This window comes from Streptomyces sp. NPDC088350 (assembly GCF_044753545.1).
In the GTDB taxonomy this organism is placed as follows: domain Bacteria; phylum Actinomycetota; class Actinomycetes; order Streptomycetales; family Streptomycetaceae; genus Streptomyces.
Genome location: NZ_JBIVNL010000001.1, coordinates 108,756 through 134,503, shown reverse-complemented (window position 1 = coordinate 134,503; position 25,748 = coordinate 108,756). Strand labels below are relative to the sequence as shown.

General features: G+C 70.2%; 21 protein-coding genes, 1 tRNA gene and 1 pseudogene. 6 read left to right on the top strand and 17 right to left on the bottom strand.

Going from position 1 to position 25,748, the window contains the following annotated elements:
* Positions 1-39 precede the first annotated feature (39 nt).
* From ACIQBL_RS00635 to ACIQBL_RS00625, 3 genes are all read right to left on the bottom strand, one after another.
* A complete protein-coding gene (locus ACIQBL_RS00635; RefSeq protein WP_401935313.1) occupies positions 40-393 on the bottom strand; it encodes a hypothetical protein in 354 nt (117 codons plus the stop codon).
* Positions 394-491: 98 nt separating this feature from the next.
* Positions 492-2,714, bottom strand: a complete 2,223-nt coding sequence (locus tag ACIQBL_RS00630; RefSeq protein ID WP_401935311.1) for an MMPL family transporter — start codon at positions 2,712-2,714, stop codon at positions 492-494.
* A gap of 134 nt (positions 2,715-2,848) precedes the next feature.
* Positions 2,849-3,451: a TetR/AcrR family transcriptional regulator gene (locus tag ACIQBL_RS00625; RefSeq protein ID WP_401935309.1), complete on the bottom strand. Its 603-nt coding sequence runs from the start codon at positions 3,449-3,451 to the stop codon at positions 2,849-2,851.
* A gap of 189 nt (positions 3,452-3,640) precedes the next feature.
* Here ACIQBL_RS00625 and ACIQBL_RS00620 point away from each other — a divergent pair, with 189 nt between their 5' ends.
* On the top strand, positions 3,641-6,865 hold the full coding sequence (locus tag ACIQBL_RS00620) for a S41 family peptidase (protein WP_401935307.1): 3,225 nt from the start codon (positions 3,641-3,643) through the stop codon (positions 6,863-6,865).
* A 150-nt stretch (positions 6,866-7,015) separates the two neighbouring features.
* On the opposite strand, the gene ACIQBL_RS00615 is transcribed toward ACIQBL_RS00620, so the two are convergent.
* The 4 genes from ACIQBL_RS00615 to ACIQBL_RS00600 form a co-directional block, all read right to left on the bottom strand.
* Positions 7,016-7,186 (bottom strand): hypothetical protein, encoded by a 171-nt coding sequence (locus tag ACIQBL_RS00615; RefSeq protein WP_401935305.1) that lies wholly within the window; start codon positions 7,184-7,186, stop codon positions 7,016-7,018.
* Between the two features lie 85 nt (positions 7,187-7,271).
* Positions 7,272-8,159: an SDR family oxidoreductase gene (locus ACIQBL_RS00610; RefSeq protein WP_401935304.1), complete on the bottom strand. Its 888-nt coding sequence runs from the start codon at positions 8,157-8,159 to the stop codon at positions 7,272-7,274.
* Positions 8,156-9,091 carry an alpha/beta fold hydrolase gene (locus ACIQBL_RS00605; RefSeq protein ID WP_401935302.1) on the bottom strand — a complete coding sequence of 312 codons (936 nt, stop codon included), beginning with the start codon at positions 9,089-9,091 and terminating at the stop codon, positions 8,156-8,158. Before ACIQBL_RS00605 ends, ACIQBL_RS00610 begins: the two co-directional genes overlap by 4 nt.
* A complete protein-coding gene (locus tag ACIQBL_RS00600; RefSeq protein ID WP_401935300.1) occupies positions 9,088-10,587 on the bottom strand; it encodes a flavin-containing monooxygenase in 1,500 nt (499 codons plus the stop codon). Before ACIQBL_RS00600 ends, ACIQBL_RS00605 begins: the two co-directional genes overlap by 4 nt.
* Positions 10,588-10,770: 183 nt before the next feature.
* Here ACIQBL_RS00600 and ACIQBL_RS00595 point away from each other — a divergent pair, with 183 nt between their 5' ends.
* Positions 10,771-11,394: a MerR family transcriptional regulator gene (locus tag ACIQBL_RS00595; protein WP_401936951.1), complete on the top strand. Its 624-nt coding sequence runs from the start codon at positions 10,771-10,773 to the stop codon at positions 11,392-11,394.
* A gap of 119 nt (positions 11,395-11,513) precedes the next feature.
* Entirely contained in the window at positions 11,514-12,932 is a 1,419-nt protein-coding gene (locus ACIQBL_RS00590) for a recombinase family protein (RefSeq protein ID WP_401935299.1), read from the top strand.
* Between the two features lie 58 nt (positions 12,933-12,990).
* Here ACIQBL_RS00590 and ACIQBL_RS00585 read toward each other — a convergent pair whose 3' ends face one another.
* Positions 12,991-13,815, bottom strand: coding sequence for an exodeoxyribonuclease III (locus ACIQBL_RS00585; RefSeq protein ID WP_401935297.1), 825 nt, complete (start codon positions 13,813-13,815; stop codon positions 12,991-12,993).
* Positions 13,816-13,863: 48 nt separating this feature from the next.
* On the opposite strand from ACIQBL_RS00585, the gene ACIQBL_RS00580 reads away from it, so the two are divergent.
* Complete coding sequence (locus ACIQBL_RS00580) at positions 13,864-14,340, top strand: GNAT family N-acetyltransferase (protein WP_401935295.1); 477 nt, start codon at positions 13,864-13,866, stop codon at positions 14,338-14,340.
* Positions 14,341-14,389: 49 nt separating this feature from the next.
* Here the strand turns inward: ACIQBL_RS00580 and ACIQBL_RS00575 are convergent.
* The 8 genes and pseudogenes from ACIQBL_RS00575 to galU form a co-directional block, all read right to left on the bottom strand.
* Positions 14,390-14,599, bottom strand: a pseudogene (locus tag ACIQBL_RS00575) (response regulator transcription factor); the annotation flags it as partial.
* A 191-nt stretch (positions 14,600-14,790) separates the two neighbouring features.
* Positions 14,791-14,864: transfer RNA gene (locus ACIQBL_RS00570), tRNA-Ala, on the bottom strand.
* A gap of 61 nt (positions 14,865-14,925) precedes the next feature.
* Positions 14,926-16,230 carry a gephyrin-like molybdotransferase receptor GlpR gene (glpR, locus tag ACIQBL_RS00565; protein WP_401935293.1) on the bottom strand — a complete coding sequence of 435 codons (1,305 nt, stop codon included), beginning with the start codon at positions 16,228-16,230 and terminating at the stop codon, positions 14,926-14,928.
* A gap of 232 nt (positions 16,231-16,462) precedes the next feature.
* Complete coding sequence (locus ACIQBL_RS00560; RefSeq protein ID WP_401935291.1) at positions 16,463-17,077, bottom strand: GNAT family N-acetyltransferase; 615 nt, start codon at positions 17,075-17,077, stop codon at positions 16,463-16,465.
* A gap of 20 nt (positions 17,078-17,097) precedes the next feature.
* Positions 17,098-17,640, bottom strand: a complete 543-nt coding sequence (locus tag ACIQBL_RS00555) for a molybdenum cofactor biosynthesis protein B (RefSeq protein WP_401935289.1) — start codon at positions 17,638-17,640, stop codon at positions 17,098-17,100.
* The gene (gene moaC, locus ACIQBL_RS00550; protein WP_401935287.1) at positions 17,637-18,149 is read right to left on the bottom strand and encodes a cyclic pyranopterin monophosphate synthase MoaC; all 513 of its coding nucleotides are present in this window, start codon (positions 18,147-18,149) and stop codon (positions 17,637-17,639) included. The genes ACIQBL_RS00555 and moaC overlap by 4 nt, the downstream gene beginning before the upstream one ends.
* 62 nt (positions 18,150-18,211) lie before the next feature.
* Positions 18,212-19,534: a gephyrin-like molybdotransferase Glp gene (glp, locus tag ACIQBL_RS00545; protein WP_401935285.1), complete on the bottom strand. Its 1,323-nt coding sequence runs from the start codon at positions 19,532-19,534 to the stop codon at positions 18,212-18,214.
* Positions 19,531-20,442, bottom strand: coding sequence for a UTP--glucose-1-phosphate uridylyltransferase GalU (gene galU, locus ACIQBL_RS00540; RefSeq protein ID WP_401935284.1), 912 nt, complete (start codon positions 20,440-20,442; stop codon positions 19,531-19,533). Before galU ends, glp begins: the two co-directional genes overlap by 4 nt.
* A gap of 132 nt (positions 20,443-20,574) precedes the next feature.
* Between galU and ACIQBL_RS00535 the strand changes: the two genes are divergently transcribed.
* Positions 20,575-21,156 carry a 5-formyltetrahydrofolate cyclo-ligase gene (locus ACIQBL_RS00535; RefSeq protein ID WP_401935282.1) on the top strand — a complete coding sequence of 194 codons (582 nt, stop codon included), beginning with the start codon at positions 20,575-20,577 and terminating at the stop codon, positions 21,154-21,156.
* Positions 21,157-21,204: 48 nt separating this feature from the next.
* Here ACIQBL_RS00535 and ACIQBL_RS00530 read toward each other — a convergent pair whose 3' ends face one another.
* Positions 21,205-23,958 (bottom strand): penicillin acylase family protein, encoded by a 2,754-nt coding sequence (locus ACIQBL_RS00530; protein WP_401935280.1) that lies wholly within the window; start codon positions 23,956-23,958, stop codon positions 21,205-21,207.
* A 194-nt stretch (positions 23,959-24,152) separates the two neighbouring features.
* Here ACIQBL_RS00530 and ACIQBL_RS00525 point away from each other — a divergent pair, with 194 nt between their 5' ends.
* The gene (locus ACIQBL_RS00525; protein ID WP_401935278.1) at positions 24,153-25,733 is read left to right on the top strand and encodes a potassium/proton antiporter; all 1,581 of its coding nucleotides are present in this window, start codon (positions 24,153-24,155) and stop codon (positions 25,731-25,733) included.
* Positions 25,734-25,748: the final 15 nt, after the last annotated feature.

Here is a 25,748-nt window from a genome sequence, read left to right as displayed (position 1 = left end):
ACACGCTAATCCCGCCCACTGACATCGGCTCGGCTCGGCTCAGATCGGCTTAAAGAAGTGCTCGTTGCCCGAGTGGTCGTAGCCCCAGGAGATCAGGCCGCCGGGTTCCGGGTGGAAGGGGAACGGGTGGAGGTTCGGGTTGCGGCGCCGGCTCCTGCCGAACGTCTCGTGGATCTGCCGCATCCTGTCCAGGAGCGGGCCGGCGCCCCGCGGGTGGAAGACCACCAGTTCGTCGCAGATCACACCCGTGCCGTAGGCGTCGAGAAACGCCTTGAAGTCGGTGGGCAGTGCCGAGGCGACGTACGCCTCGACCTCGGTCCAGTCGTCGACGGACGGTTCCCGTGCCACGGTCGACGGGCCGAGCAGCCGCACCAGTTCGTCCAGTGCTGTCACGCCCGTCACCCTGTCACCGACGCGATCTGCCGCGCCACCCGAACACGGTGGCGCGGCAGATCGGTTGTCCGGTGCCTCAGTGCCTCGCGGCAGCCGCCTCAGGCCCGGACCAACTCCCGGTCCTCATCGGGATCCGAGTCCTTGGCGTCGAGCTTGCGCAGGCCCTCGCCCTCGACGTCCACGTTGGGCAGTACCCGGTCCAGCCACTTCGGCAGCCACCACGCCCGCTTCCCGAGCAGGGCGAGCACCGCGGGGACGATCGCCATGCGGACCACGAACGCGTCGAAGAAGACGGCGATCGCGAGCCCGAAGCCGATCATCTTGACCATGGACTCGCTGGAGGTGATGAAGCCCGCGAAGACGGCCATCATGATGACCGCCGCGGCGGTGACGACCCGGGCACCGTGCTTGAACCCGGTGACGACGGCCTGGCTGGGCTTCTCGCCGTGGACGTACGCCTCGCGCATCCGGGTCACGAGGAACACCTCGTAGTCCATCGCGAGGCCGAAGACCACGCCCACCAGGAAGATCGGCATCATCGACATGATCGGCCCGGTCTCCTCCACGCCGATCAGGCCCGACAGCCAGCCCCACTGGAAGACCGCGACGACGGCACCGAGCGAGGCGAGCACGCTGAGCAGGAAGCCGAGGGCCGCCTTCAGCGGGACCAGGATCGAGCGGAAGACCACGATCAGGAGCAGGAAGGCGAGGCCCACCACCAGGGCCAGGTACGGGATCAGGGCGTCGTTGAGCTTCTGCGAGAAGTCGATGTTCATCGCCGTGGTGCCGGTGACCAGCACCTGCGCGTCGGTGTCGGCCTTGATGCCGGCGCCCTCGTCGCGGATGGTGTGCACCAGGTCCTCGGTGGTGACCGACGACGGTTTGGAGTCGGGCACGACGGTGATCGTCGCGGTGTCACCGGCCTTGTTGAACGCGGCCGGGCTGACCGAGACGACGTCGTCGAGGGTCTTGATCCTGTCGGTCACCGCGGTGGCGGCGGCCTTGGGCGCGTCGCTGTTCCTGGCGTCCACGACGATCATCAGCGGGCCGTTGAAGCCGGGGCCGAAGCCCTCCGCGAGGAGGTCGTAGGCCCGTCGCTGGGTGGTGGACGTCGGCTGTGAGCTGTCGTCGGGCAGGCCCAGCTGGAGCTGGCTGGCCGGGAGCGCTATCGCGCCGAGGCCGAGCACGCTGAGGACCAGGACGGCGACGGGACGCCGTACGACGAAGCTCGCCCAGCGCGTGCCCATGTTCGGCCTGGCCGCCTTGGCCGCTTCCTTGGCGCTGCCGCCGCCCAGCCACGTGGCCTTCTCGCCGGTGGGCCTGATCCTGCGGCCCGCGTAGCCGAGCAGCGCGGGGATCATGGTCAGGGCGATGAGCACCGCGACCACGACCGTGCCCGCCGCCGCGAGACCCATCTTGGTCAGCATCGGCACGTTGACGACCGAGAGTCCGGCCAGCGCGATGACGACCGTGAGACCGGCGAAGACCACCGCCGAGCCCGCGGTGCCGACGGCCCGGCCGGCCGCCTCCTCGCGTTCCCGGCCCTCGGCCAGTTCGGCCCGGTAGCGGGACACGATGAACAGCGCGTAGTCGATGCCGACGGCGAGGCCGATCATCAACGCCAGCGTCGAGGTCGTCGATCCCAGGTCCAGCGCCTTCGCCAGGACCGTGATCGTCGAAACGCCGATCCCCACCCCGATGATCGCCGTCAGCAGCGGCAGGCCGGCCGAGACCAGCGAGCCCAGGGTGATGAGGAGGACGACGGCGGCCAGGGCGATACCGATGATCTCCCCGACGCCCATCTCCGCGGCGGCCTGGAGCGCGTCACCGCCGACGTCGACGGTCAGCCCGGTGGCGCGGGCCTCGGTCGCGGTGTCCTCCAGGGCGTTCTTGCTGGAGTCCTTGAGTGCCACGCCGGCGACGTCGTACTTCACCGAGGCGTACGCGACCGTCCCGTCCTTGCTCACGGCGTTCGTGGTGAACGGGTCGGTGACGGAGACGACCTCGGAGCCGTCGGCCAGCTCCTTCACCGTCTTCTCGACGGTCGCCTTGTTGCCGGCGTCGGTCATCTTCTCGCCGCTCGGCGCCTTGAAGACGACCCGCGCGGTGGCGCCGTTCGAACTGGAGCCGGGGAAGCGCTGGTCGAGCAGGTCGAAGGCCTTCTGGGCCTCGGTCCCGGGGATGGAGAAGGAGGTGGAGCCCGCGGCGGGCGCGTTGGCCGCGCCGACTCCCGCGAGCGTCAACAGGGCGATCCAGATGAGGGCGACGAAGTGCCGTCGCCTGAAGGCCAGCCGGCCGACTTTGTAGAGGAACGTGGCCACGAGGGCGTACTCCCGGTCAGGTCGTGGGGTTCTTCGGGGCAGGGGTGATCAACCGGTTGGGGACACGGGTGATCGGCCCGACGACGTGAGCGGTTACGTCAGGTGGGCGTGCTGTGCTGCGTGGGGCGGGTCGGTCAGGTGGTGGGTGCGCCCAGTGCGGGGAGCACCACGGCGTCGATGTACGACAGCAGGAACGCCTGGGTGGGCGGCTGCTCGTCGATCATGGTGCGGGCGGCGAACCCGCCGATCATCATGTGCACGATGTACTCGATCGCCGGGTTGTCGGCACGGATCTCACCCCGGTCGATGGCCCGCTGGAGCATCTTCTTGAACTCCGCCATCTCGGGCTCGACCAGGTGTTCCCGGAACGCCCTGAGGAGGTCCGGGTTGCCGTGCATCGCCATGGCCAGGCCCCGCATGAGCGCGGAGTTCTGCTCCATCTCGCAGTCGTCCGACCGCATCGTCAGGGCGTGCAGGTCGCCCTGGAGCGACCCGGTGTCGACCGCGGAGGCCGACGCGCCCGGCTTGTTGTGCCGCACCGCTTTGGCCACCAGCTCGGCCTTGCCGCCCCACTGGCGGTAGAGGGTCGCCTTGCTGGAGCGGGTGCGGGCGGCCACGGCGTCCATGGTGAGGGCGTCGTAGCCGACTTCGCGGAGCAGGTCGAGCACGGCCTCGTACAGCTCGGCCTCGCGCTCGGGTGTGATGCGACTGCGACGCGCCGTTGCGACTTCAGTCATGCGACTCACCTTCCAGCTCCGAACGACACGGTTTCGTACATGACGAATGTAGCGCACCCCTCTACGAAACGAAACCGTTTCGTACGTGTGCTGGGTCACCGGCCGAATCACCGGTCGAGTCACCAGCCGGGCATCGCCGGTGATTTTTCACAAGTTGCTCCAGTCCGTCCCCCGGAAAAGCATAGGGACGTGAGCTATCTGCGCCTGCCGCACCTCAACGGAGACCTGCTGAGCTTTGTCGCCGAGGACGACCTCTGGCTGGCCCCTCTCGACGGCAGGGGCCGCGCCTGGCGCCTCACCGTCGACCGCGCCAAGGTCGGCCACCCCCGCTTCTCGCCCGACGGCCGCCACCTCGCGTACACGACCTGGCGGAGCCTGGTCCCGGAGATCCACCTCGTCCCGGTCGACGGCGGACCCGGCCGCAGACTCACCTACTGGGGCAGCGCCGACACCCAGGTCTGCGGCTGGACGCCCGAGGGCGACATCCTGGCCGTGGCCTCCCACGGGGAGCCGTTCTCCTATTTCACCTGGGCCCACAAGATCCCCACGGACGGCGGCCCCGGCGGCCGGCTCCCCTGGGGCCCGGTCTCCGACATCCAGCTCGCCGACCTCGACGGCGAACGCCGGACCCTGCTCCTGACCGGCACCCCGCCCCACGAACCGGCCGCCTGGAAGCGCTACCGCGGCGGCGCCATGGGCCGCCTCTGGCTGCACGGCCGGCGCCTCCTCGCCGACCTCGAAGGCCATCTGCACTCCCCGATGTTCGTCGACGGCCGCATCGCCTTCCTCTCCGACCACGAGGGCATCGGCAACCTCTACTCCTGTTCCTACGACGGCTCCGGCCTCCGGCGCCACACCGACCACGACGCCTTCTACGCCCGGCACGCGGCGAGCGACGGCACCCGGGTCGTGTACCAGTGCGCCGGCGACCTGTGGATCGTCGACGACCTGTCGGCGGCCTCGCTCCCGCGCAAGCTCGACGTGCACCTGAGCGGCCCGCGCGCCGGCCGCCGTACCTACCAGGTCCCCGCCGCCCAGCACGTCGACGGCATCTCGGTCGACGAGACGGGCCGGGCGAGCGCCGTCGTCGTCCGCGGCAGCCTGTACTGGCTCACCCATCGCGACGGCCCGGCCCGCACCATCACCGACACCCCGGGCGTACGGGTCCGCCTCCCCGAGATGCTGGGCTCCGGCGGCCGACTCGCCTACGTCACGGACGCGGACGGCGAGGACGCGATCGAGATCGCCTACCTGCCCCGCGCCACCGGCGACCGCGAGCCCCGCCGACTCGCCTCCGGCGAGGTGGGCCGCGTACTGGAACTGGTGTCGGACACTGCGGGCGAGCGCCTCGCGATCGCCGCGCACGACGGACGGCTTCTCCTGCTTGACGCGACCGAGGACTCCAACGGGGAGGTCACGGAGCTCATCTGCTCGCTCAACGGGCCGGTCCGCGACCTCGCCTTCTCCCCCGACGGCACCTGGCTGACCTGGTCCCACCCGGGCATCGGCCGCAGCCTGCGCCAGATCAAGATGGCCCGGATCAAGGACCGTCTGATCGTCGACGTCACCAACGGCCGCTTCGAGGACGAGAACCCGGTCTTCACCAGGGACGGCCGCTACCTCGCCTTCCTCTCCTGGCGCGGCTTCGACCCGGTCTACGACGTCCACACCGGCGACCTGTCCTTCCCGCTCGGCTGCCGCCCCTACCTCGTCCCCCTCTCCTCGGCCACCCCCTCCCCCTTCGCCCTGAACCCGGAGGGCCGCCCGGCCGCCGGGGGCCTGGACCCGGCGGAGGACGAGAGCGCGGACGGCGCGGTGACGGTGGAGGTGGAAGGGCTGGAGAGCAGGGTCACCCCGTTCCCGGTCTCGGCCTCCAAGTACTCGGCGCTGTACCCGGTTTCGGGCGGCGGACTGGTCTGGCTGCGCTGGCCGATCTCGGGCGCGCTCGGCGAGACCTTCGCGAATCCGGACGACACCAGTGGCCGGCCGACCCTCGAGTACTTCAACATCACCAAGGCGAAGAAGTCCGAACTCGTGGACCACCTCGACTGGTTCGCGGTGAGCGGCGACGGCTCACGCCTCGTCGTGGTCGACGAGGACGACCTGCGGGCGGTCCCCTCCACGGAGTCCGGCGACAGCGACTCGACGGTCTGGATCGACCTCCGCCGCATCCTCCACGAGGTCGACCCGCCCGCCGAGTGGCGCCAGTCCTACGAGGAGGCCGGCCGCCTGATCCGCGCGTACTACTGGGACCCGCAGATGTGCGGCATCGACTGGAACGGAGTCCTGGACCAGTACCGCCCCCTGGTGGAACAAGTAGCCTCCCCCGACGACTTCGCCGACCTCCTCCGCGAAGTCCTCGGCGAACTGGGCACCTCCCACGCCTACGTCACCCCGTCCCGGCGCAACGAGGGCCCGCCCCACTACCAGCGCCGCCAGGGCCTGCTGGGCGCCAACTTCGTCCGCAGGGAGGGCGGTTGGACGGTCGCCCGCATCCTCCCCGGCGAGTCGTCCGACTCCAAGGCCCGCTCCCCGCTGGCCGGCACGGGCATCCGCGAGGGCGCGATCCTGACCCACGTGGACGGCCGCCCGGTCGACCAACTCACCGGCCCCTACCCCCTGTTGGCAGGAGCGGGCGGCACGACGGTGGAACTGACCTTCACCCCGGCGGAAGGCGAAGGCCGCGCACGCCGAGTAGCAGTGGTCCCCCTCATCGACGAACGCCCCCTGCGCTACCAGGACTGGGTGGCCAAACGCCGGGCGGTCGTACGGGAGTTGAGCGGCGGCCACTGCGGCTACCTGCACATCCCCGACATGGGCGGCTCCGGCTGGGCCCAGTTCAACCGCGACCTGCGCCTCGAAGTCTCCCGCCCCGCCCTCATCGTCGACGTACGCGGCAACGCCGGCGGCCACATCAGCGAACTGGTCGTGGAGAAACTCACCCGCACGATCCTCGGCTGGGACCTCACCCGCAACGCCCAGCCGGTGTCGTACGCCTCAAACGCCCCCAGGGGCCCGGTAGTCGCGTTGGCGGACGAGGCAACGTCGTCGGACGGCGACATGATCACGGCCGCCTTCAAACTCCTCAGACTCGGCCCGGTCGTGGGCCAACGCACCTGGGGCGGAGTGGTAGGCATGACCGGCCGCCACCAACTCGGCGACGGCACGGTCATCACGGTCCCCATGAACGCGGCCTGGTTCGACGCGTACGGCTGGTCGGTGGAAAACAGGGGCGTAACCCCGGACTTGGAGATCCTCCGCACTCCCTTGGACTGGGCGGAGGGCAGACACGCCCAACTGGACGACGCCATCAGGCTGGCCCTGGACCTACTGGCCCTCCACCCGGCGGCAACCCCGCCCAACTATTCGGACGTCCCGGACCGCAGCAGACCGAAGTTGCCGCCACGTTCTTGAGACACGGTGGGGCGATTTACTTAGGGGCGCGGGGCTGTATCTGTTTGCGGCTCCGCCGCGTGGGCGCGACCGGCCCCCACCGAACCCGCACCCCACAACGAAACGTGGGGCGCCCCAAAACACAGGGCGCCCCACGCAACCAGACAGCGACTAAACGTCGTAGTCCTGATCCATCCGGTCCTCTTCACGCTGGACGCGCTCAGACACCTCGTCCCGCTGAGCACCCCGCTCGGACGCCTCGTCCTGACCCTGGCCCATCTTGTCCTTGGCCTTGTCCGCGAGGTCCTTCGCCTTGTCCTGGAACTGGTCCTTCATACCCATGTGGGTTCACTCCCGTAGTGGGGGGAAATGGCCCTTGACCGGGCCTCGACCAGATTCACACGCCCGGTCACCCCCCGCATCTCGATCAGTCACCCTCCGTAGCACGCGCGGCTTCGTCGGCCGCCCCACCCGCCCCGACAAGCCCCGACCGCATCCCCTCCAGCCGAGAACCAAAGCGCCGCATCTCCCGCTGCCCCACCGTCCCGATGACCCCCGGCAGATACCCCCGCACCCCCTGCATCCCCCGCAACCACCACTGCCCGTACACATGACTCGACCGCCGCTCGATCCCGGCGACGATCCGGTCCACGGCCGGCCCCAGCGGATACGTCTTGTTCGACGGCCACGGCAACCGCTGCCGCAACTCCCGCATGACCTCGTCCTGATCGGCCCCGCGCACCATGTCCGTGTCGGTCCACGACAGATACCCGACGCCGACCCGCACACCCTTGTAACCGACCTCCGCGCGCAGACTGTGCGCGTACGCCTCGACGCCGGCCTTGGACGCGCAGTACGCGGTCATCATCGGCGCGGGCGTGATCGCGGCCAGCGAGGCGATCTGGAGCAGATACCCGCGGCTCTCCATCAGCACGGGCAGAAACGCCCGCGCGGTCACGGCGGACCCGATCAGGTTCACCTCGATCACCCGCCGCCACGCGACCGGGTCGGAGTCGAGGAACGGGCCGCCGTTGGCGACACCCGCGTTGGCGACGACGATGTCGACCTTCCCGAACCGCTCCTTGACCTCGGCCGCCACCCGAGCCATCGCCTCGTGGTCCGTCACGTCGGCGTACCAGTGGTCGCTGTCGGTGTGCAGCCGCTCGGAGACCTGCTTGAGCGCGTCCGGCTCCAGCCCGACCAGCGCCACCTTCGCACCGCGTGCGGAGAGCTTGCGGGCGAGCAGTTCGCCGACGCCCCGCGCGGCCCCGGTCACGACCGCGACCTGGCCCTCCAGGTTCACCTTGCCGCTCATGCGCCCTCCTTGACCTGGTCGATCGGGTCGAACTCCATGTAGGTGGCGGCCAGTTCGCGGATCCTCGCGCTGACCAGCTCCGGCGCCTCGACGGGCGTCATGTGCCCGAGCCCGGCCAACTCGGTGATCCCGACGCACTGCGGCAGCGCGGCGGCGAGTGCCCGCGCGTGCACCGGCGGTGTCATCCGGTCCGCCGTACCGACGACGACGGCGGTGGGCACCGCCAACTCCCGTACGCCGTGGTCGAGATCGAGGGAATCAAGAACCCGCGACCACGCGTACCGCACGGCCCTCGGACACGCGTGCACGATCCGCGCGCACGCCTCGACCATGTGCGGTGCCGAACCGGGGCCCATCGTCGCGTACTTGAGGATCCGCCGCGCGGCCGGCGTGACCGGCCCGAGCGGCGCCCGTGTGCCGAGGACCTTCCGGGTCAGCCAGGTCCGCGTCCGCCCGGCCCGCAACGGCAGCACGAGCGACTCGTCGACCAGCCGCGAACTCCCCGTACTGCACAGCAGAACGGCCACCGCGTGCTCCCGGAACCCCGCCCGCCCGGCAGCCGCCAGCACGGCCATCCCGCCCATGGAGTGCCCGGCGACCACGGCCTTCTCGCCGGGCGCGAGCGTCTTCTCCAGTACGGCTTCCAGGTCGTCGGCGAGCGCGTCGGTACTGTGCGCGACGGCCACCGGGCTGCGTCCGTGGCCGCGTTGGTCGTAGGCGATGACGCGGTGGTCGACCGCCAAGTCCCTTGTCTGGGCGGCCCAGAAGGCCGTCGAGCAGGTCCAGCCGTGCGCGAGGACGACGGCGGGCGCGTCCTCGGGTCCGTGCACCTCGACGTGCAGCCGGGAGCCGTCGGCCGACGTGACGGTGAGTTCGCGGGCGGGGACGGGCGGGGCGTAGGGCCCCGACGCGACGTGCAGAAGACGACTCATGCGCCGACCTCGGCCTTCTTCTCGGCCTGCGCCCGCACGACCTCGTACTCCGCGAGATCCACGCGCCGGGTCGCGCGCCTGAACTCGGTCGTCGTACCGGGCCAGATGGTGGTGTTGCGGCCACTCGCGTCGAGGTACCAACTGGTGCAGCCGCCGGTGTTCCACACGGTCCGCTTCATCCGTTCCTGCACACGCCGGTTCCAGGCGTCGACCGCGCCGGGCCGGGCGTCGAGGGCGACCCGGCCGCCCAGTACGTCCAACTGCCGTACGTAGTCGGCGAGATAGTTCAGCTGGGACTCGATCATCAGGATCATGGAGGAGTTCCCGAGGCCGGTGTTGGGCCCGATGACGGTCATCCAGTTGGGGAAGCCGGCGGCGGAGGCGCCGCGCAGGGCCTGCATTCCGCCCTGCCAGGCCTCGGCCAGCGTGCGCCCGTCCACGCCGACGACCCGGTCGGCGATCGGCATGTCCGTGACGTGGAAGCCGGTGCCGAAGACGATCGCGTCGACCTCGGCCGTGGTCCCGTCGGCGGCGACGACCGTCGAACCCCGGATCTCGCTCAACCCGCTTGTCACGACGTCGACGTTGGGCCGGGCGAGGGCGGGATAGTAGGCGCTGGAGAGCAGGATGCGCTTGCAGCCGATGCGGTAGTCGGGGGTGAGTCGGGCGCGCAGGGCCGGGTCCTTGATGGAGCGGGCCATGTTCCGCTTGGCCAACTGCTCGATCATTCCCAGCTCGTTGGGACGTTTGGTGAACGCCTGGACCTGCAACTCCCGCAGCCCCCACAGGAGTCCGCGGCGGGCCTGGGTGGTGAAGGGCAGCGCGCGGTGCAGGGCGCGTTCGGCGGCGCTGATGGGGCGGTCGACGCGGGGCATCACCCAGGGCGGGGTGCGCTGGAAGAGGGTGAGGCGCTCCACCTCGGGCTGGATCGACGGCACGATCTGGATCGCGGAGGCGCCGGTGCCGACCACGGCGACGCGCTTGCCGCGCAGGTCGTGGTCGTGGTCCCAGCGGGCGGAGTGGAAGACCTTGCCGGGGAAGGAGTCGAGCCCCGGGATGTCCGGGATCTTGGGGTCGGACAGCGGCCCGGTGGCGGAGACGACGAGGTCGGCGGAGTAGGAACCGCCGGTGGTCTCGATGTCCCACCGCAGCCGTTCCGCGTCCCAAGTCATCATCTTGACCTCGGAGTTGAAGCGGATGTGCGACCGGAGCCGGAAGACGTCCGCGACGTTCTCGAGGTAGGCGCGGATGTGCTCCTGCCCGGAGAAGGTGCGCGGCCAGTCGGCGTTCGGCGCGAAGGAGAACGAGTACAGATGGGACGGTACGTCGCAGGCGCACCCCGGGTAGCTGTTGTCCCGCCAGGTCCCGCCCACGCTGTCGGCGCGCTCCAGGACGACGAAGTCGGTGACGCCCTCGCGCCGCAGCCGCACCGCGGCCCCCAGCCCCCCGAACCCGGACCCGATCACCGCGACCCGCACATGCTCGTGTTCGGTCATCCCGTGCCCTTCCATACGACCATGCGACCACGCCAGTGAACACTGGCGCAATCGGAGCGTAGAGCAGCTCCGTACTCATGGGTAGGGGGCGGACTCAGGAAAGTTACCGCTGGTACGACGTAGGGTGCGGGCGTGGCGGAGAAGGCAGAACAGGCGGAACAGCCGGAGAAACGCGAGTACCGCATGGAGGAACTGGCCGAGCGGGCCGGCATCACGCTGCGCACCCTGCGCTTCTACCGCGAGCGCAAACTCATCCACCCACCCCGCCGGGAGGGCCGTATCGCCTGGTACGACGAGACCCACCTGGCCCGCCTGCGCACGATCTCGGCGCTGCTGGAGCGCGGCCACACCCTCAACGGCATCGCGGAACTGGCCGAGGCCTTCGACCACGGGCGCAACGTCGGCGAGCTGCTGGGGCTGGGCGCGCCGACCGAGGAGACACCGGTCCGGCTCACCCCCGAGGCCCTCGCCGACTACTTCGGCGACCAGGCCACCCCGGAGAACTTCGCCGCCTCCCTCGAACTCGGCTACCTCGGCACCGACGGCGGCGAGATCGTCCACATCAGCCGCCGCCTCCTCGACGTCACGGCCGCGCTGGTCCGCGAGGGCATCCCCCTCGCCGACGTCCTCAGCGCGGGCCGCCGGGTGCGCGAACACACCGACGCCCTCGCCGCACTCTTCACCGACCTGGTGCTCGACCAGGGCCGCACACCGGAGGACCTGCAACGGCTCCGCCCCCTGGCGAAGAGCGTCGTGGAGGCGGAGCTGTCGATGGCGATGGACCGGCGACTGCAGAAACGGCCCTAGAACCTCAGAGCACACGCCAGCACCAAGATTCCTCAACCGTCTCGCTTTCCGCGGACGTTCACTCATTTGAGGCACATTGCGGGCAACAGCCGACAGAACCGCGTTCACACTCCGAGAGTGTGATCGAAAAGGCCCCGGCGGCTGTCCTACCAGCCCCGGGGTATGGCCGACACCGCAAAGGAAGCGTCGACGTGCCCCAGCGTAGCCCCCGCCCGGCTCTGCCCACCCCGTCCCGCCTGCCGTGTGCCGAACGGCCCAGGGCCCTTGCCGCCCTGCGCCTCAGTTGCCTCACCAGTGGGACCACTTCGCCGGGACGCCAGCGTTCAGCCATCCGGTTCTCAGCCGAGCGGCTCGGTTTCACCCTGGTCGCCGAAGCCTCGGATCTCGGAGTCTCCGCCCGCAGGACGTCCCCGTTCGACAGGCCTTCGTTGTCATCATGGCTGCGTCGCCCCCACGAGTACGAGGCAATCGTGTGGTCACACGTGGACCGTGCCGTACGGTCCGTGGCACATATGACCGAGTTGATCGCCTGGGGTCGACAGAACACCCGGACGCTCATCTTCGCAATGCCGGAAGCTGACCACCCGCTCATGGTGACGCCACAGGCGGACGGGTCCGCCATCCGGCGGTGCATGGAACTGGCCTACAACGCCGAGCAAGAGGCTCATACCATCTCCTCCCGGCTGAGCAGCAGTCACGAGGCACTGCGCGCGGCGGGTCGCTACGGAGGCGGACTCGTCCCCTTCGGCTACCGGAAGGCACCGCACCCTTCGGGCAGTGGCTGGTGTCTGGCGCCCGATCCCGTTTCCGCTGCCCTCGTACGCACGATCGTCGAAGACGTGCATGCGGGCCAGTCACTGATCGCCATCGCACGCAAACTGAACGAATCAGGCGAGCCCGTGCCTCGCGACCGACACGCGCAGCTCCAAGGACGCTCGACAGGTGGCCGTCGCCATGGACGTGACTTCGCGCGGTTCCGCTGGACTTCGGGGACTCTGTCCAAGGTGCTGCGCAGCCCGTCACTGATGGGCCACCGGACGCATGGAGGGAAGACCGTCCGCGATGCGTGCGGCGCCCCCGTCCTCATCGGGCCGCCCCTGCTGTCCGAGGCGGAGTTCCGCACATTGCAGGACACCCTGCTGGCACGCTCCAACGGCACGCGCGCCCCGAGGAGCCGGACGACCGCGCTGCTCACCGGCATCGCACACTGTTCAGGCTGTGGCGGGCGCATGTACTTCGCCGCGCGCAAGGATTACCCGTACGGCGACTACGCGTGCCGCGCAACCGCGCGCGGTGCGGTATGCGCGGCTCCTGCGGCAATGCGATCAGACTGGCTCGAGGAGTACACGGTGAACCGTTACCACGATGCCACCACGACGGACGCCCCCGTTTCCCGGGAGCGTCTCCTCCAATGCGGCGTTCGTGTCGCCGTCGCCAAAGGCCGCTGCGGCGGTGGTCCCGCCCGGTCGACGGGACCGGATGTCTCACGCTTGACTTTCGCACTCGGCAACCCGCTCGAAGCGCGACAGAGCCACTAGGACCCGTCGGACGGACGAGGGAAGCACTCAGCGTTCCCGCCCCCTTCCCTCGATCCGTTCACATCTCGAAGACCACTGTCACCGGTGCATGGTCCGACCACCGCTCCTCGTGGCTGGCAGCGCGCTCCACCACGGCCTTGACCGCCCGGGCCGCGAGCGCGGGAGTCGCCACAGCCAGGTCGATCCTCCAGCCTGAATCGTTGTCGAACGCCCGCCCCCGGTACGACCACCACGAGTACGGCCCCTCCACGTCCGGATGCAGGGCCCGTACGACGTCGACGTACGCCCCGTCCTCCGCGTCGAAGACCCGGCTCAGCCAGGCGCGCTCCTCCGGCAGGAACCCGGAGCTCTTCTGGTTGCCGCGCCAGTTCTTGAGGTCGGCCGGCTGGTGGGCGATGTTCCAGTCGCCGCAGACGACGACCTCGCGCCCGTCGGCGGCGGCCCGCGTGCGCAGGTCCTTCAGGTAGGTGAGGAACTCGTCCATGAAGCGGACCTTCTCGTCCTGCCGCTCGGTGCCGACCTCGCCGGAGGGCAGGTACAGGCTCGCGACCGTGACACCGGGGAGGTCGGCCTCGACGTACCGGCCGCTCCCGTCGAACTCGGCCGACCCGAAGCCGACCTGGACGCGGTCCGGCTCGCGGCGGGTGTAGAGGGAGACGCCCGCGCGCCCCTTGGCGGCGGCCGGCGCGTGCACGACGTGCCAGCCCTCGGGGGCACGGACGTGCTCCGGCAGCTGCTGCGGCTCGGCTCGCACCTCCTGGAGGCAGAGCACATCGGCGGAGGTCCCGGCGAGCCACTCCACGAAGCCCTTCTTCGCGGCGGCCCGCAGTCCGTTGACATTTGCTGAGGTCACAGTGAGCACTCCGGCACGATACCGGCACACTGGACGGAGTCCGGATGACCCCACGCGAGTAGGTATACGATTTTCGGCATGAATATACGTACCGTTCCCTTCAACCACCCCGACGCCGTCAAGCTGAACGACCAGGTCCAGGCGGAGTACCACGAGCGCTACGGCGACGGCGGCGACGCCACGGCCCTGGACCCGTCGGACTTCGAACCCCCGAACGGCGTCTACCTGATCGCGTACAACGACAACGACGACCCCGTCGCCACCGGCGGCTGGCGCGCCCAGAACGCCAACGGCGAGGGCAACGAGGACGGCGACGCCGAACTCAAGCGCATGTACGTGATCGGGCAGGCACGCGGCCTGGGCCTCGCCCGCCGCATGCTGGCCGCCCTGGAGGCCGACGCCCGCGCGGCCGGCCGCACCCGCATGGTCCTGGAGACCGGCACCAAGCAGCCGGAGGCCATCGCCCTCTACACGTCCAGCGGCTACGAGCCCTGCGTGAAGTTCGGCTACTACCGCTTCCACCAGGACAGCCGGTGCTTCGCGAAGGCACTGTGACCGCGGGTGCGCGTCAGCGTCTCGGGTGGCTTCAGCTCCTGAAGTAGCGTCAGCCTCTCAGGCAGGCGAGCACGGTCGGCACCCCGCGGTGCACGTCGTCCGCTGGCGGCAGGTCCAGCCTGGCGAGGATGCCGCCCATGTGCTTGCCGACGGCGGCCTCGGTGACCACCAGCTCGCGGGCCATCGCGCCGTTGGACCGCCTCTGCGCGACCAGCCCCAGCACCTCCCGCTCGCGCGGGGTCAGCCGCGCCAGCGGCGAGTGCCCGCCCGGCAACCCGGGCCGCGTCAGCGCCTGCCACACGGTACGCATGCGGATCACCGTAGGCGGCGGGGTGGTTACGGGGACATGGGTGCAGGGGGTGGGGGAGGGTAGGGGCAGCCATACCTGAGACGCCGTCGAACACAAAGATCCCGCCCGATCTGAAGATCGGACGGGATCTCGTTGCTGTGTGGACCTGTGGGGATTTGAACCCCAGACCCCCTCGATGCGAACGAGGTGCGCTACCAGACTGCGCCACAGGCCCTTGCAACGAGTGAAACTCTAGCATCCCCCTCTGGGTGCTTGGAAATCCGTTCCCTGCCTGGTCACTCGTTGGCCGCGCGGGGCCGCTCGCCGTCCTCGTACTGGTCGAACAGCGGGGTCCGGCCGCGCTCGCGGGCGCGTCGGGCGGAGGCGGCACGGCGGGCGTCGGTGCGGCCGTCCGCCGTCGGTTTGTCGTCCGACGGGTCCTCCGCGTCCTCGTCCCGGGCGTCGTGGGCGTCCCGCGCGGCGGGCTGCGCCTCGTGCTCCGGTGCTACGGAACTGGAGCGGGCGGAACTCCACGCGTCGGGTGCCCCGAGGTCCACGTCGGACGTGGCGCGCGGTGCGACGGGCGCGGTGACGTACGTCGGCAGCGGTACCGGTACCGGGTCCCAGCTGTCGCCCTGGCCCGGCCGGCGCTGCCGCTCGCGCTGCTGGTCGACCCACTCGGCGTGGTCGGTCTGCTCGACGAGGGCACGGCGGTCGGCGGCGAGCGCCGACATCCCGGGGTCCGTCGCCGGTTCCGGGCCTTCCTCCGTGTCGTCGATCCCGGCGTCCACGGAGGCGCGCCGGCGCGGCTGGCGTTCCCGCAGTCGCTGCGCGGCGGCCTCGGCCTGACGCCGGTCCATCTGGTAGGCGAAGCGGCGGCGTTCCTGGGAGCGCAGGTGGGCGATGTACCCGCTGAGCAGTACCGCCGGTACGCCGGGCGCCCACAGGAGGGTGAGTCCGCCGACCGCCGCGACGATCGCGCCGAGCGTGAAGGCGAGGAAGAGCATGACGGTGGTACGTCTGCGGCGCGCGAGCACCTTCACGCGCCGGGCGCGCGCCGCGGCGGCCTCCTCGGCGGGGGTGCGGCGCGCGATCGGGACGCGCTTGCGCGAACGTGCGGGGGCGGGGCCGGACTTGGCCGCCTGGGCGGGGGCCTGGTGGGGTGCCGGTTTGGTCGCCTGGTCACGGGCCTGGTCGCGCGCCGGTTCGCGAACCGGCTCACGCGCGGGTTCGCGCGCCGACTCGCGGGCCCCTTCCCGCTCCGGTTCGCGTGCCGTCTCCGGCCGGTCCGGGCTCTGCTGGCGAACCGGGGCGTGCACCTGGGGACGGGCCGGGGGCATGGCGAAGGCCCGGACGTCCACCGAGTCGGTGACGACGTCCGGCACGGCGCTGGGCTCCCCCTCCTCGGCGGAGCGCGCCCGCAGGTCCTTGGCGTACCGGCGCTCCATTCCCGCCCGTCCGGACAGCAGCCGGATGGCGGTGCTGAAGCGTTCCGTCGGACGGGCCTCGTTCAGCTCGTCCTGCCTACGGAGCCACATCGGCACCAAGTAGGCGGCCCAGGCCCCGACAATGACTGCGTAGATGAGGCCGCTGCTGCTCACGCCTCACACGGTAGAGGGGTTTGCGTGAGGCCATCTGCTAATTGGGCCGGTGTGTCGCACGATCTGGCTGATATTTCGAGCTTTTTTTGTGACCGATGCGATCAACAGGCTGCCGAGTTGGCGAATTCATTGCCCGAAGACGGTCATCAGTCGATCACTTTCGAACACATATTCCATTTCCCGACGTCCGGGCTTCCCCGCCTCCGGGCGTCCGGACTTCCCCGCCTCCGGGCTACGCGGGATTGTCGTGCGGGGTACTCCGCGCGCGTGCCCGCTGCCACCGGGCCAGCAGCCCCTCGGGTACCTCTTCCGCGGTGAGCGCGAAGACGAGGTGGTCGCGCCAGGCGCCGTCGATGTGGAGATAACGGGGCCTGAGCCCCTCCTCGCGGAATCCGAGTTTCTCGACGACCCGGCGGCTGGGGCCGTTCTCCGGGCGAATGCAGACCTCGATGCGGTGCAGTCCCACGGCCCGGAAACAGTGGTCGACGACGAGTGCCACGGACGTCGGCATCACTCCGCGCCCGGCCACCGACTCGTCCACCCAGTAACCGATGTGGCCCGAGCACATCGACCCCCAGGTGATGCCGGCGACCGTCAACTGCCCGACCACACGCCCCTGGTATTCGATGACGAACGGCAGCATCCGGCCCGAGTTCGCCTCGGAGCGCAGGTGCCGGACCATCTGCCGGTAGGTCGGCCGGTGCACGATCGGCCCGCTGGGCGTGGGCGGCGGAATCGTCGCCTCCCAGGGGCGCAGCCAGTCCCGGTTGCGCCGGTTGACCTCGCGCCAGGCCCGCTGGTCGCGGAGTTTTATCGGCCTCAGGACGATGTCGCCGTCGGCCAGCACGGCGGGCCAGGATGGGCTGTTCAGCTCGCACCCCCACTGGTGTCGGCGGGTCTCGGATGATCGCCGCCTCGGATCTGGTCGACGGCGTGCGCCAGCAGGGGCTCCAGGACGGCGAGGCCGTCCTTCACCCCGCCGGTGGAACCCGGCAGGTTGACGATCAGTGTGCGCGCGGCGACTCCGGCCAGGCCCCGGGAGAGCGCCGCGGTGGGCACCTTCTCCCGGCCGAACGCCCGGATGGCCTCGGCGATGCCCGGCACCTCGTAGTCGATCACCGCGCGGGTCGCCTCGGGGGTGCGGTCGGTGGGCGAGACGCCGGTGCCGCCGGTGGTGACGACGGCGTCGTAACCGGCGTCTACGGCGGCGCGCAGGGCGGCCTCGACCGGGCGGCCGTCAGGGACCACCTGAGGGCCCTCGACCGCGAAGCCGAAGCCCTTGAGGCCGGCGGCGATCAGGGGGCCGCCCCTGTCCTCGTAGACCCCGGTGGAGGCCCGGTTGGAGGCGGTGACCACCAGGGCGCGGTACCGCGCGGGCGGCGCACCACCCGTCGCATCGTCGGGCGTCATGTCCGGCTCCAGTCGCCCGACTTGCCGCCCGTCTTCTCCTCCACGCGCACGTCCGTGATGACCGCTCCCTTGTCGACCGCCTTGACCATGTCGATCACGGTGAGCGCGGCGACGGAGACCGCGGTGAGGGCCTCCATCTCGACGCCCGTGCGGTCCGTCGTCTTCACGGTGGCCCGGATCCGTACGGCGTCGTCCGCGACCGACAGGTCCAGTTTCACACCCGACACCGACAACGGGTGGCAGAGCGGGATCAGGTCCGGGGTGCGTTTGGCGCCCATGATCCCCGCGATGCGCGCGGTGGCCAGGGCGTCGCCCTTGGGGACCCCCTCGCCGCGCAGCAGTTCGACCACGCGGGGCGAGACGAGGACGCGTCCACTGGCGGTGGCGGTGCGCGCGGTCACGTCCTTCCCGGACACGTCGACCATGCGGGCGGCGCCCGCGTCGTCGATGTGGGTGAGTCGGTCGTGCGCAGGGGGTCCGGGGGTGTCCCCCCGGAAAGGCTCAGTCATGCTGTGTGGCGCTCCCGGTCCGGGCGTGTTGTGCGCGACACGGTACCTCCAACCGGGAGCACTCAGCGGAGCAGGACCACCTGGACCTCGGTGCCGGGCTCGACGGACTCGACGTCCTCGGGGACCACGATCAGCGCGTCGGCGAGCGCGAGGGCCGCGACCAGGTGCGATCCGGCGCCGCCGACGGGGGTGACCTCGCCGTCGGCGTACGTCCCGCGCAGGAACTGCCTGCGACCCTTGGGCGAGGTCAGCGCCCTGTCCGTGGTGAGGGTGGCGCGGACCGTCGGGCGGTGGACGTCCTCCAGGCCCATCAGGGCGCGGATCGCGGGGCGGACGAACAGCTCGAAGGAGACGTACGACGACACCGGGTTGCCGGGGAGGGCGAGCAGCGGGATGTGGTCGGGGCCGATGGAGCCGAAGCCCTGGGGTTTGCCGGGCTGCATGGCGAGCTTGCGGAAGTCGATCCCGGCGCCCTCCTCGTCCTCGTCGCCTACGGAGGACAGGGCTTCCTTGACGACGTCGTACGCCCCGACGCTCACGCCGCCGGTGGTGACCATGAGGTCGGCGCGGACGAGCTGGTCCTCGATGGCGGAGCGGAGGGTCTCGGCGTCGTCGGCGACGGCGCCGACCCGGTAGGCGATGGCGCCGGCGTCGCGGGCGGCGGCGGTGAGGGCGAAGCTGTTGGAGTCGTAGATCTGGCCGTGGCCCAACTGCTCGTCGGGCTGGACGAGTTCGCTGCCGGTGGACATGACGACCACGCGCGGGCGGGGGCGGACGCGGACCGTGCCGCGGCCGATCGCGGCGAGCAGGGCGATCTGCGGCGGGCCGAGGATCGTGCCGGCGTCGAGGGCGCGGTCGCCCGCCTTCACGTCGCTGCCCGTCGCGCGTACGTGCGCGCGTGCCTCGGCCGAGCGGTACACGTGCACGTGCCCGGTGGCCGCCTCGGGGGCCTGGCTGCGGGCCCGCATGCCGGTGACGGGGCCGCCGCCGAGGCCTCCGTCGGTCCACTCCACGGGGACGACGGCCTCGGCGCCGGGCGGGAGCGGGGCGCCGGTCATGATGCGGGCGGTCTGGCCGGGGCCCACGTGGAGCCGGCCGGCCTGGCCGGCCGCGACGTCGCCGATCACCGTCAGGACGGCCGGGAACTCCTCACTGGCGCCCGCGACGTCCGTGACCCGCACCGCGTACCCGTCCATCGAGCTGTTGTCGAAGGGCGGGAGCGAGACCGGCACCGTGATGTCCTCGACCAGGACGCAGCCCTGGGCGTCGAGCAGTTGCAGCTCGATGGGTTCCAGGGGGCGGACGGTCGCGAGGATGTCCTCCAGGTGCTCGTCCACCGACCAGAGGTGTTCCGGTCCTGCGGTGCGGGTCGCGGCGGTGCTCAATGTTGCTGCATCTCCTCGGCTACGTAACTGCGAAGCCAGGCGCGGAAGTCCGGGCCCAGGTCTTCACGTTCGCACGCGAGTCTGACAATGGCACGCAGGTAGTCGCCCCGGTCGCCGGTGTCATAGCGGCGGCCCTTGAAGACGACGCCGTGCACGGGGCCGCCGATCTTCTCGTCGGTGGCGAGTTGCTGGAGGGCGTCGGTGAGCTGGATCTCGCCGCCGCGGCCGGGCTCGGTCTTGCGCAGTATGTCGAAGATGTGGGGGTCGAGGACGTAGCGGCCGATGATCGCGTAGTTCGACGGGGCGTCGGCGGCGTCCGGCTTCTCGACCAGGCCGGTGACCTTGACGACGTCGTCGTCCGGGGTGACCTCGACGGCCGCGGAGCCGTAGAGGTGGATCTGCTCGGGCGTGACCTCCATGAGTGCGACGACGCTGCCGCCGTGCTGCTCCTGGACCTCGACCATGCGCGCGAGGAGGGGGTCCCGGGGGTCGATGAGGTCGTCGCCGAGGAGGACGGCGAAGGGCTCGTGGCCGACGTGCGGGGCGGCGCACAGGACGGCGTGGCCGAGGCCCTTGGGGTCGCCCTGGCGGACGTAGTGCATGGTCGCGAGGTCGCTGGACTCCTGGACCTTGGCGAGCCGGCTCGCGTCGCCCTTCTTCTGGAGGGCTGATTCGAGTTCGTAGTTGCGGTCGAAGTGGTCCTCAAGAGGGCGCTTGTTGCGTCCGGTGATCATGAGGACGTCGTCGAGCCCAGCCGACGCGGCCTCTTCGACCACGTACTGGATCGCGGGCTTGTCCACGACCGGCAGCATCTCCTTGGGAGTTGCCTTCGTGGCCGGCAGGAACCTGGTGCCGAGACCGGCTGCGGGGATGACAGCCTTGCTGATCCTGGGGTGCGACTGAGTCATGCCCGAACCTTATCCGGTGCCTTTGTGCTGAATCTGTGGCTCCGGTTAAAACGCTCTCATATGAGCGCATTAGGAAGGATACGAGTGGCACCTGTGCGTCACCTAGGACCTGAACCCGAGCCTGACAAGCGAATGTTGCGACGAGAGTTCCTCACGGTGAGGAACAGGTTGACGGCCGATGACGTGCGGGAGGCCGCCGTCGCGCTGGCCGATCGTGCCCTGGAACTACCCGAGTTGGCGCACGCGCACACCGTCGCGGCCTATGTCTCCGTCGGGAGCGAACCCGGAACGCTCACGCTCCTGGACGCCCTGCACGCGCGCGGTGTCGACGTCCTGCTCCCCGCCCTCCTCCCGGACAACGACCTGGACTGGGGCGCCTACGACGGCGAGGGCTCGCTGGCGCGGGTCCAACACGGCGGGAAAATGGCCCTGTTCGAGCCCTCCGGCAAGCGGCTCGGCCCGGACGCCGTGACCGCCGCCGACGTCGTCCTGCTGCCCGGTCTGGCGGTCGACGGGCGCGGGATGCGCCTGGGGCGCGGCGGAGGCTCCTACGACCGCGTGCTGGCGCGGCTGGAGCGGGCAGGCGCGCATCCCGCGCTGGTGGTGCTGCTGTACGACTCCGAGGTCGTCGGGCGCGTTCCCGCGGAGGCGCACGACCGGCCGGTGCGGGCGGCGGTCACGCCGTCGGGTGTGCGGCGCTTCCCGGGGAACTGAAGTGGCCCTCCACGCACGCGTGGAGGGCCACTTAGGTCGTTCAACGATTCACGGTTTGAGCACCAGGGTGTCGTTCGTGCTGCCGTCGACCGCCTTGGACGAGTACGACCAGGGCAGCAGCTCACCGTTGACCCACTTGCCGGTCTGGTCGGTGTAGTGCGCGCTGAAGGCGTGTCCGGAGGCTCCGGTGAGGTTGATCCACTTGGACTTGTCGAAGTCGTCGAGGTTGACGACCATCCGCATCGACGGCACCCAGACGACTCCGTAGCCGCCGGCCGCGTTCCAGCCGGTCGCGTTGACCGTGGCCTCGCCGCCGCTGAGCTTCCAGGGGCCGCGGTTGAGGATGTACTGGACGATGGCGGGGCCCTCGGTACCCAGGGTCTGGTTCTTCAGGAACAGGCGGTGCAGCCTGCCCCAGCTCCAGGTGTCGATGTCCTTGCCGAGCTTGGCGGTCAGCTCCCAGCGGGCGTCGATCATGGCGCGCTTGAACAGCTGGTTCATGTTGTTCGCCGCCGGGCGGGTGCCCGAGGAGGGGGTCTTCCACCAGTCGCTCTTCGGGTCGTCCATGAGCTTGCGAACGACCTCGAACCAGCGGTCGCCGCCGTCCGGTTGGGCCTCGTCGGCATCACGCTCGCCGCACTCGCGCACCTTCTGGTTGTCCTGGTCGGCGGGACCGGTGGTGTCGACCGGCGAGACGAACAGGCACTGGCCCTCGACCCGCAGCTCCTTGGGCAGCTTGTTGCCGAAGGCGAGCTTGAGGATGTTGCGCCACACCGAGTTGAAGTAGGCGGCGGCGGCCGAGTCGGCGTCCTGGGTGTAGTCCCAGCCCTCAAGGAGTTTCTGCGCCTCGCGCACGTCCGGGTCGGGCTCGTCGATCTTCAGCAGCTTGGGCACGAGCAGCTTGGCGATCTCACTGCTGTCGTCGAGCTGCATCTGCCGCATGTCGTCGGTGGAGATCTTGCCGCCGCCGTCGATCTTCGACTGGATCAGATCGGTGATGCGCTGGCTGCGGGTGCCGTAGCCCCAGTCCGTGGTGAGCGTGTACGGGTACTTGTCCTTGTCGATCACCGCCTGGTTGGCGGTGACGATGTAGCCGCGCTTCGGGTTGTACTCGTACGGCAGGGCGGCCTGCGGAATGTAGCCGGTCCAGGCGTACTTGGAGTCCCAGCCGGGCACCGGCAACGAGCCGTCGCCCTTCCCGCGCGTGGGGATCCTGCCGGGCAGGGTGTAGCCGATGTTGTTCTTGGTGTCGGCGTAGACGAGGTTCTGCGAGGGCACGTCGAACTTCGCGGAGGCCGCGCGGAACTCGCTCCAGTCGGACGCCTTGTCCATGGCGAAGACGGCGTCCATGGTGGTGCCCGCGTCCTCGGCGGTCCAGCGCAGGGCGATGCCGTAGCCGTCGCCCCGGTCGGGTGCCGCGGTGTCGACGCTGGCCTTCTTGCCGACCTTTACGAGTTCGTCGCTGCGGTCGGACAGCAGGGGCATTCCGTCGCTGGTCTGCCGGACGACGATCTTCTTCGACGCGCCGCCGGCGACCTTGATGGTCTCCTCGCGGGTCGTGAAGGGTTTCGTCTTTCCGTCGTACTCGTAGCCGTCTCCGGAGAGCTTCTCCAGGTAGAGGTCGCTGACGTCGACCCCGGAGTTGGTCATGCCCCAGGCGATGTCCTGGTTGTGGCCGATGACGACGCCGGGCATGCCCGCGAAGGTGTAGCCGCTGACGTCGTACTGGCAGGTGCTGGAGACCGTGCGGCAGTGCAGGCCCATCTGGTACCAGACGGACGGCAGCGAGGCCTCCAGGTGGGGATCGTTGGCCAGGAGGGGCTTGCCGGTGATGGTGTACTTCCCGGCGACGACCCAGGAGTTGGAGCCGATGCCCTGGCCGTTCACGCCGACGGCCGTCGGGAGGTCGTCCAGGGCGTCCGAGAGGCCCGCGAGCTGGCTCGTGAGGGCCGAACCCGACGAGGACGACGACGAGCCCGTCGTACCGCTCGTGGACGAGCCCGAGGAGCCGTCGCCGCCGTTGAACGTCTTGGTGTACTGGTCGTACTCGCCCTCGGTGACGATCGGCTGGTTGCGGCTGTACGGGTAGTCCGGGTACAGGTCCGCGATCTGCTGGGGGCCGAGGCGGGTGGTCATCAGGGCGCGGTCGATCTCGTCCTTCATGTTGCCCCGCAGGTCCCAGGCCATCGCCTTGAGCCACGCGACCGAGTCGACCGGGGTCCACTCCTCGGGCTTGTAGTCGTTCTCGAAACCGAGAGCCGCGTACTCCAGGGAGATGTCTTTCCCGTCCTTGCCCTGGAGGTAGGCGTTGACTCCCTTGGCGTAGGCCTGGAGGTACTTTTTCGTGGAGGCCGACAGCGTGGTGTCGTACTCCTTCTGCGCGACCCGGTCCCAGCCCAGGGTGCGCAGGAACTCGTCGTCCTTGACCGAGCTCTGGCCGAACATCTCGGACAGCCGCCCGGCGGTCATGTGCCGGCGCACGTCCATCTCGTAGAACCGGTCCTGCGCCTGGACGTAGCCCTGCGCCATGAACAGGTCCGCGTCGGAGGACGCGTAGATCTGAGGGATGCCGTAGCTGTCGCGCTTGACGTCGACGGGTCCGGAGAGGCCCTTGAGCGTGATGGAGCCCGTGGTCTGCGGAAGCGAGGCGCGGACCGTGCTGACGGACCAGTACGCGCCGTAGGCGACGCCCCCGATGATGGCCATGACCAGGACGAGAACGAATAGACGGGCTTTGCGCCCCTTTTTCCTGCCGGACTTGCCGGGCTTATGACCCGATGAGGCGGTGGTGTTGGGGGGCATCGCTGTCCTTGCTGTCCTAACGCGAGCGGCAGGGCGGGCTGTGCTTTTGACTGAGCGTTGGAGCAACCATAGGCGCAGGGCCCCGAGCGACTTGACGCGGAGTCGGGTACCGGCGCGGACGGGCGTTCGATCTTGCCTCGCGAAGTGTCAAGAAAGCGTCAAGAGTTAGGTAAGGTAACGAAGTACTTGGACGTATGGCGCCGCAGCCTCGCGTCCCCTGTACATGTGCCGCCGCCCGAGACGCGCGGCGGCCGAGGAAGGGAAGGCCACTGACTGTCCACCACCTCGACCAGCTGCTGCTCGTCTGCTCGCTCGTCCTGCTCGTCGCCGTCGCGGCGGTCCGGATCTCCTCGCGCAGCGGGCTCCCCAGCCTGCTCGTGTACCTGGGGATCGGCGTCGCCATGGGCCAGGACGGCGTCGGCGACATCCACTTCAACAACGCCGAGCTGACCCAGGTCATCGGGTACGCGGCCCTGGTCGTGATCCTGGCCGAGGGCGGCCTCGGCACGAAGTGGAAGGAGGTCAAGCCGGTCCTGTCGTCCGCCGCGACGCTGGCACTGGTGGGGGTGGCGGTGAGCGTCGGCGTCACGGCCGCGGGCGCGCACTATCTGGTCGGCCTGGAGTGGCGGCAGGCGTTCATCGTCGGAGCGGTGGTGTCCTCGACGGACGCGGCGGCGGTCTTCTCCGTGCTGCGCCGAATACCCCTCCCCGCGCGCGTGACGGGCACGTTGGAGGCCGAGTCCGGCTTCAACGACGCCCCGGTGGTCATCCTGGTCGTCGCCTTCTCCACGGCCGGCCCCGTGGAGCACTGGTACGCGCTGGTGGGCGAGATAGCCCTGGAGCTGGCCATCGGCGCGGCCATCGGCCTCGCGGTGGGCTGGCTCGGCTCCTGGGGGCTGCGGCACGTGGCGCTGCCTGCCTCCGGCCTCTACCCCATCGCCGTCCTGGCGATAGCCGTCACCGCGTACGCGGCGGGCGCCCTGATGCACGGCAGCGGCTTCCTCGCGGTCTATCTCGCCGCGATGATGCTCGGCAACGCCAAGCTGCCCCACTGGCCCGCGACGCGCGGCTTCGCCGACGGGCTCGGCTGGATCGCCCAGATCGGCATGTTCGTCCTGCTCGGTCTGCTGGTCACCCCGCACGAACTGGGGGACGACGTATGGCCCGCGCTGATCATCGGCCTGGTGCTGACGATGGTGGCCCGGCCGCTCAGTGTGGTGCTCAGCCTCACGCCGTTCCGGGTGCCGTGGCAGGAGCAGACCCTCATGTCCTGGGCCGGACTGCGCGGCGCCGTGCCCATCATCCTGGCGACCATCCCCATGGTGAACGGCGTCGCCGGCAGCCGCCGCATCTTCAACATCGTCTTCGTCCTGGTCGTCGTCTACACCCTCGTCCAGGGGCCGACACTGCCCTGGCTGGCGCGCAAGCTGAAGCTCGGCGAGGGGCCGGAGGCCGCCGACCTCGGCATCGAATCGGCGCCCCTGGAGCGGCTGCGCGGGCATCTGCTGTCCGTTGCGATCCCCGGGGAGTCGAAGATGCACGGCGTCGAGGTCAACGAGCTGAGGCTGCCGGCCGGGGCCGCGGTGACCCTCGTCGTACGCGACGGAAAGTCGTTTGTACCGATGCCCACGACGGTCCTGCGGCGCGGCGACGAACTCCTGGTCGTGGCGACGGATCCCGTCCGGGACGCGGCCGAGCAGCGGCTGCGGGCGGTGGGCCACGGCGGCAAGCTGGCGGGGTGGCTGGGCACGGACGGCGTCGGCTCCGGTCGTTAAGGGCATGTTTCGTCC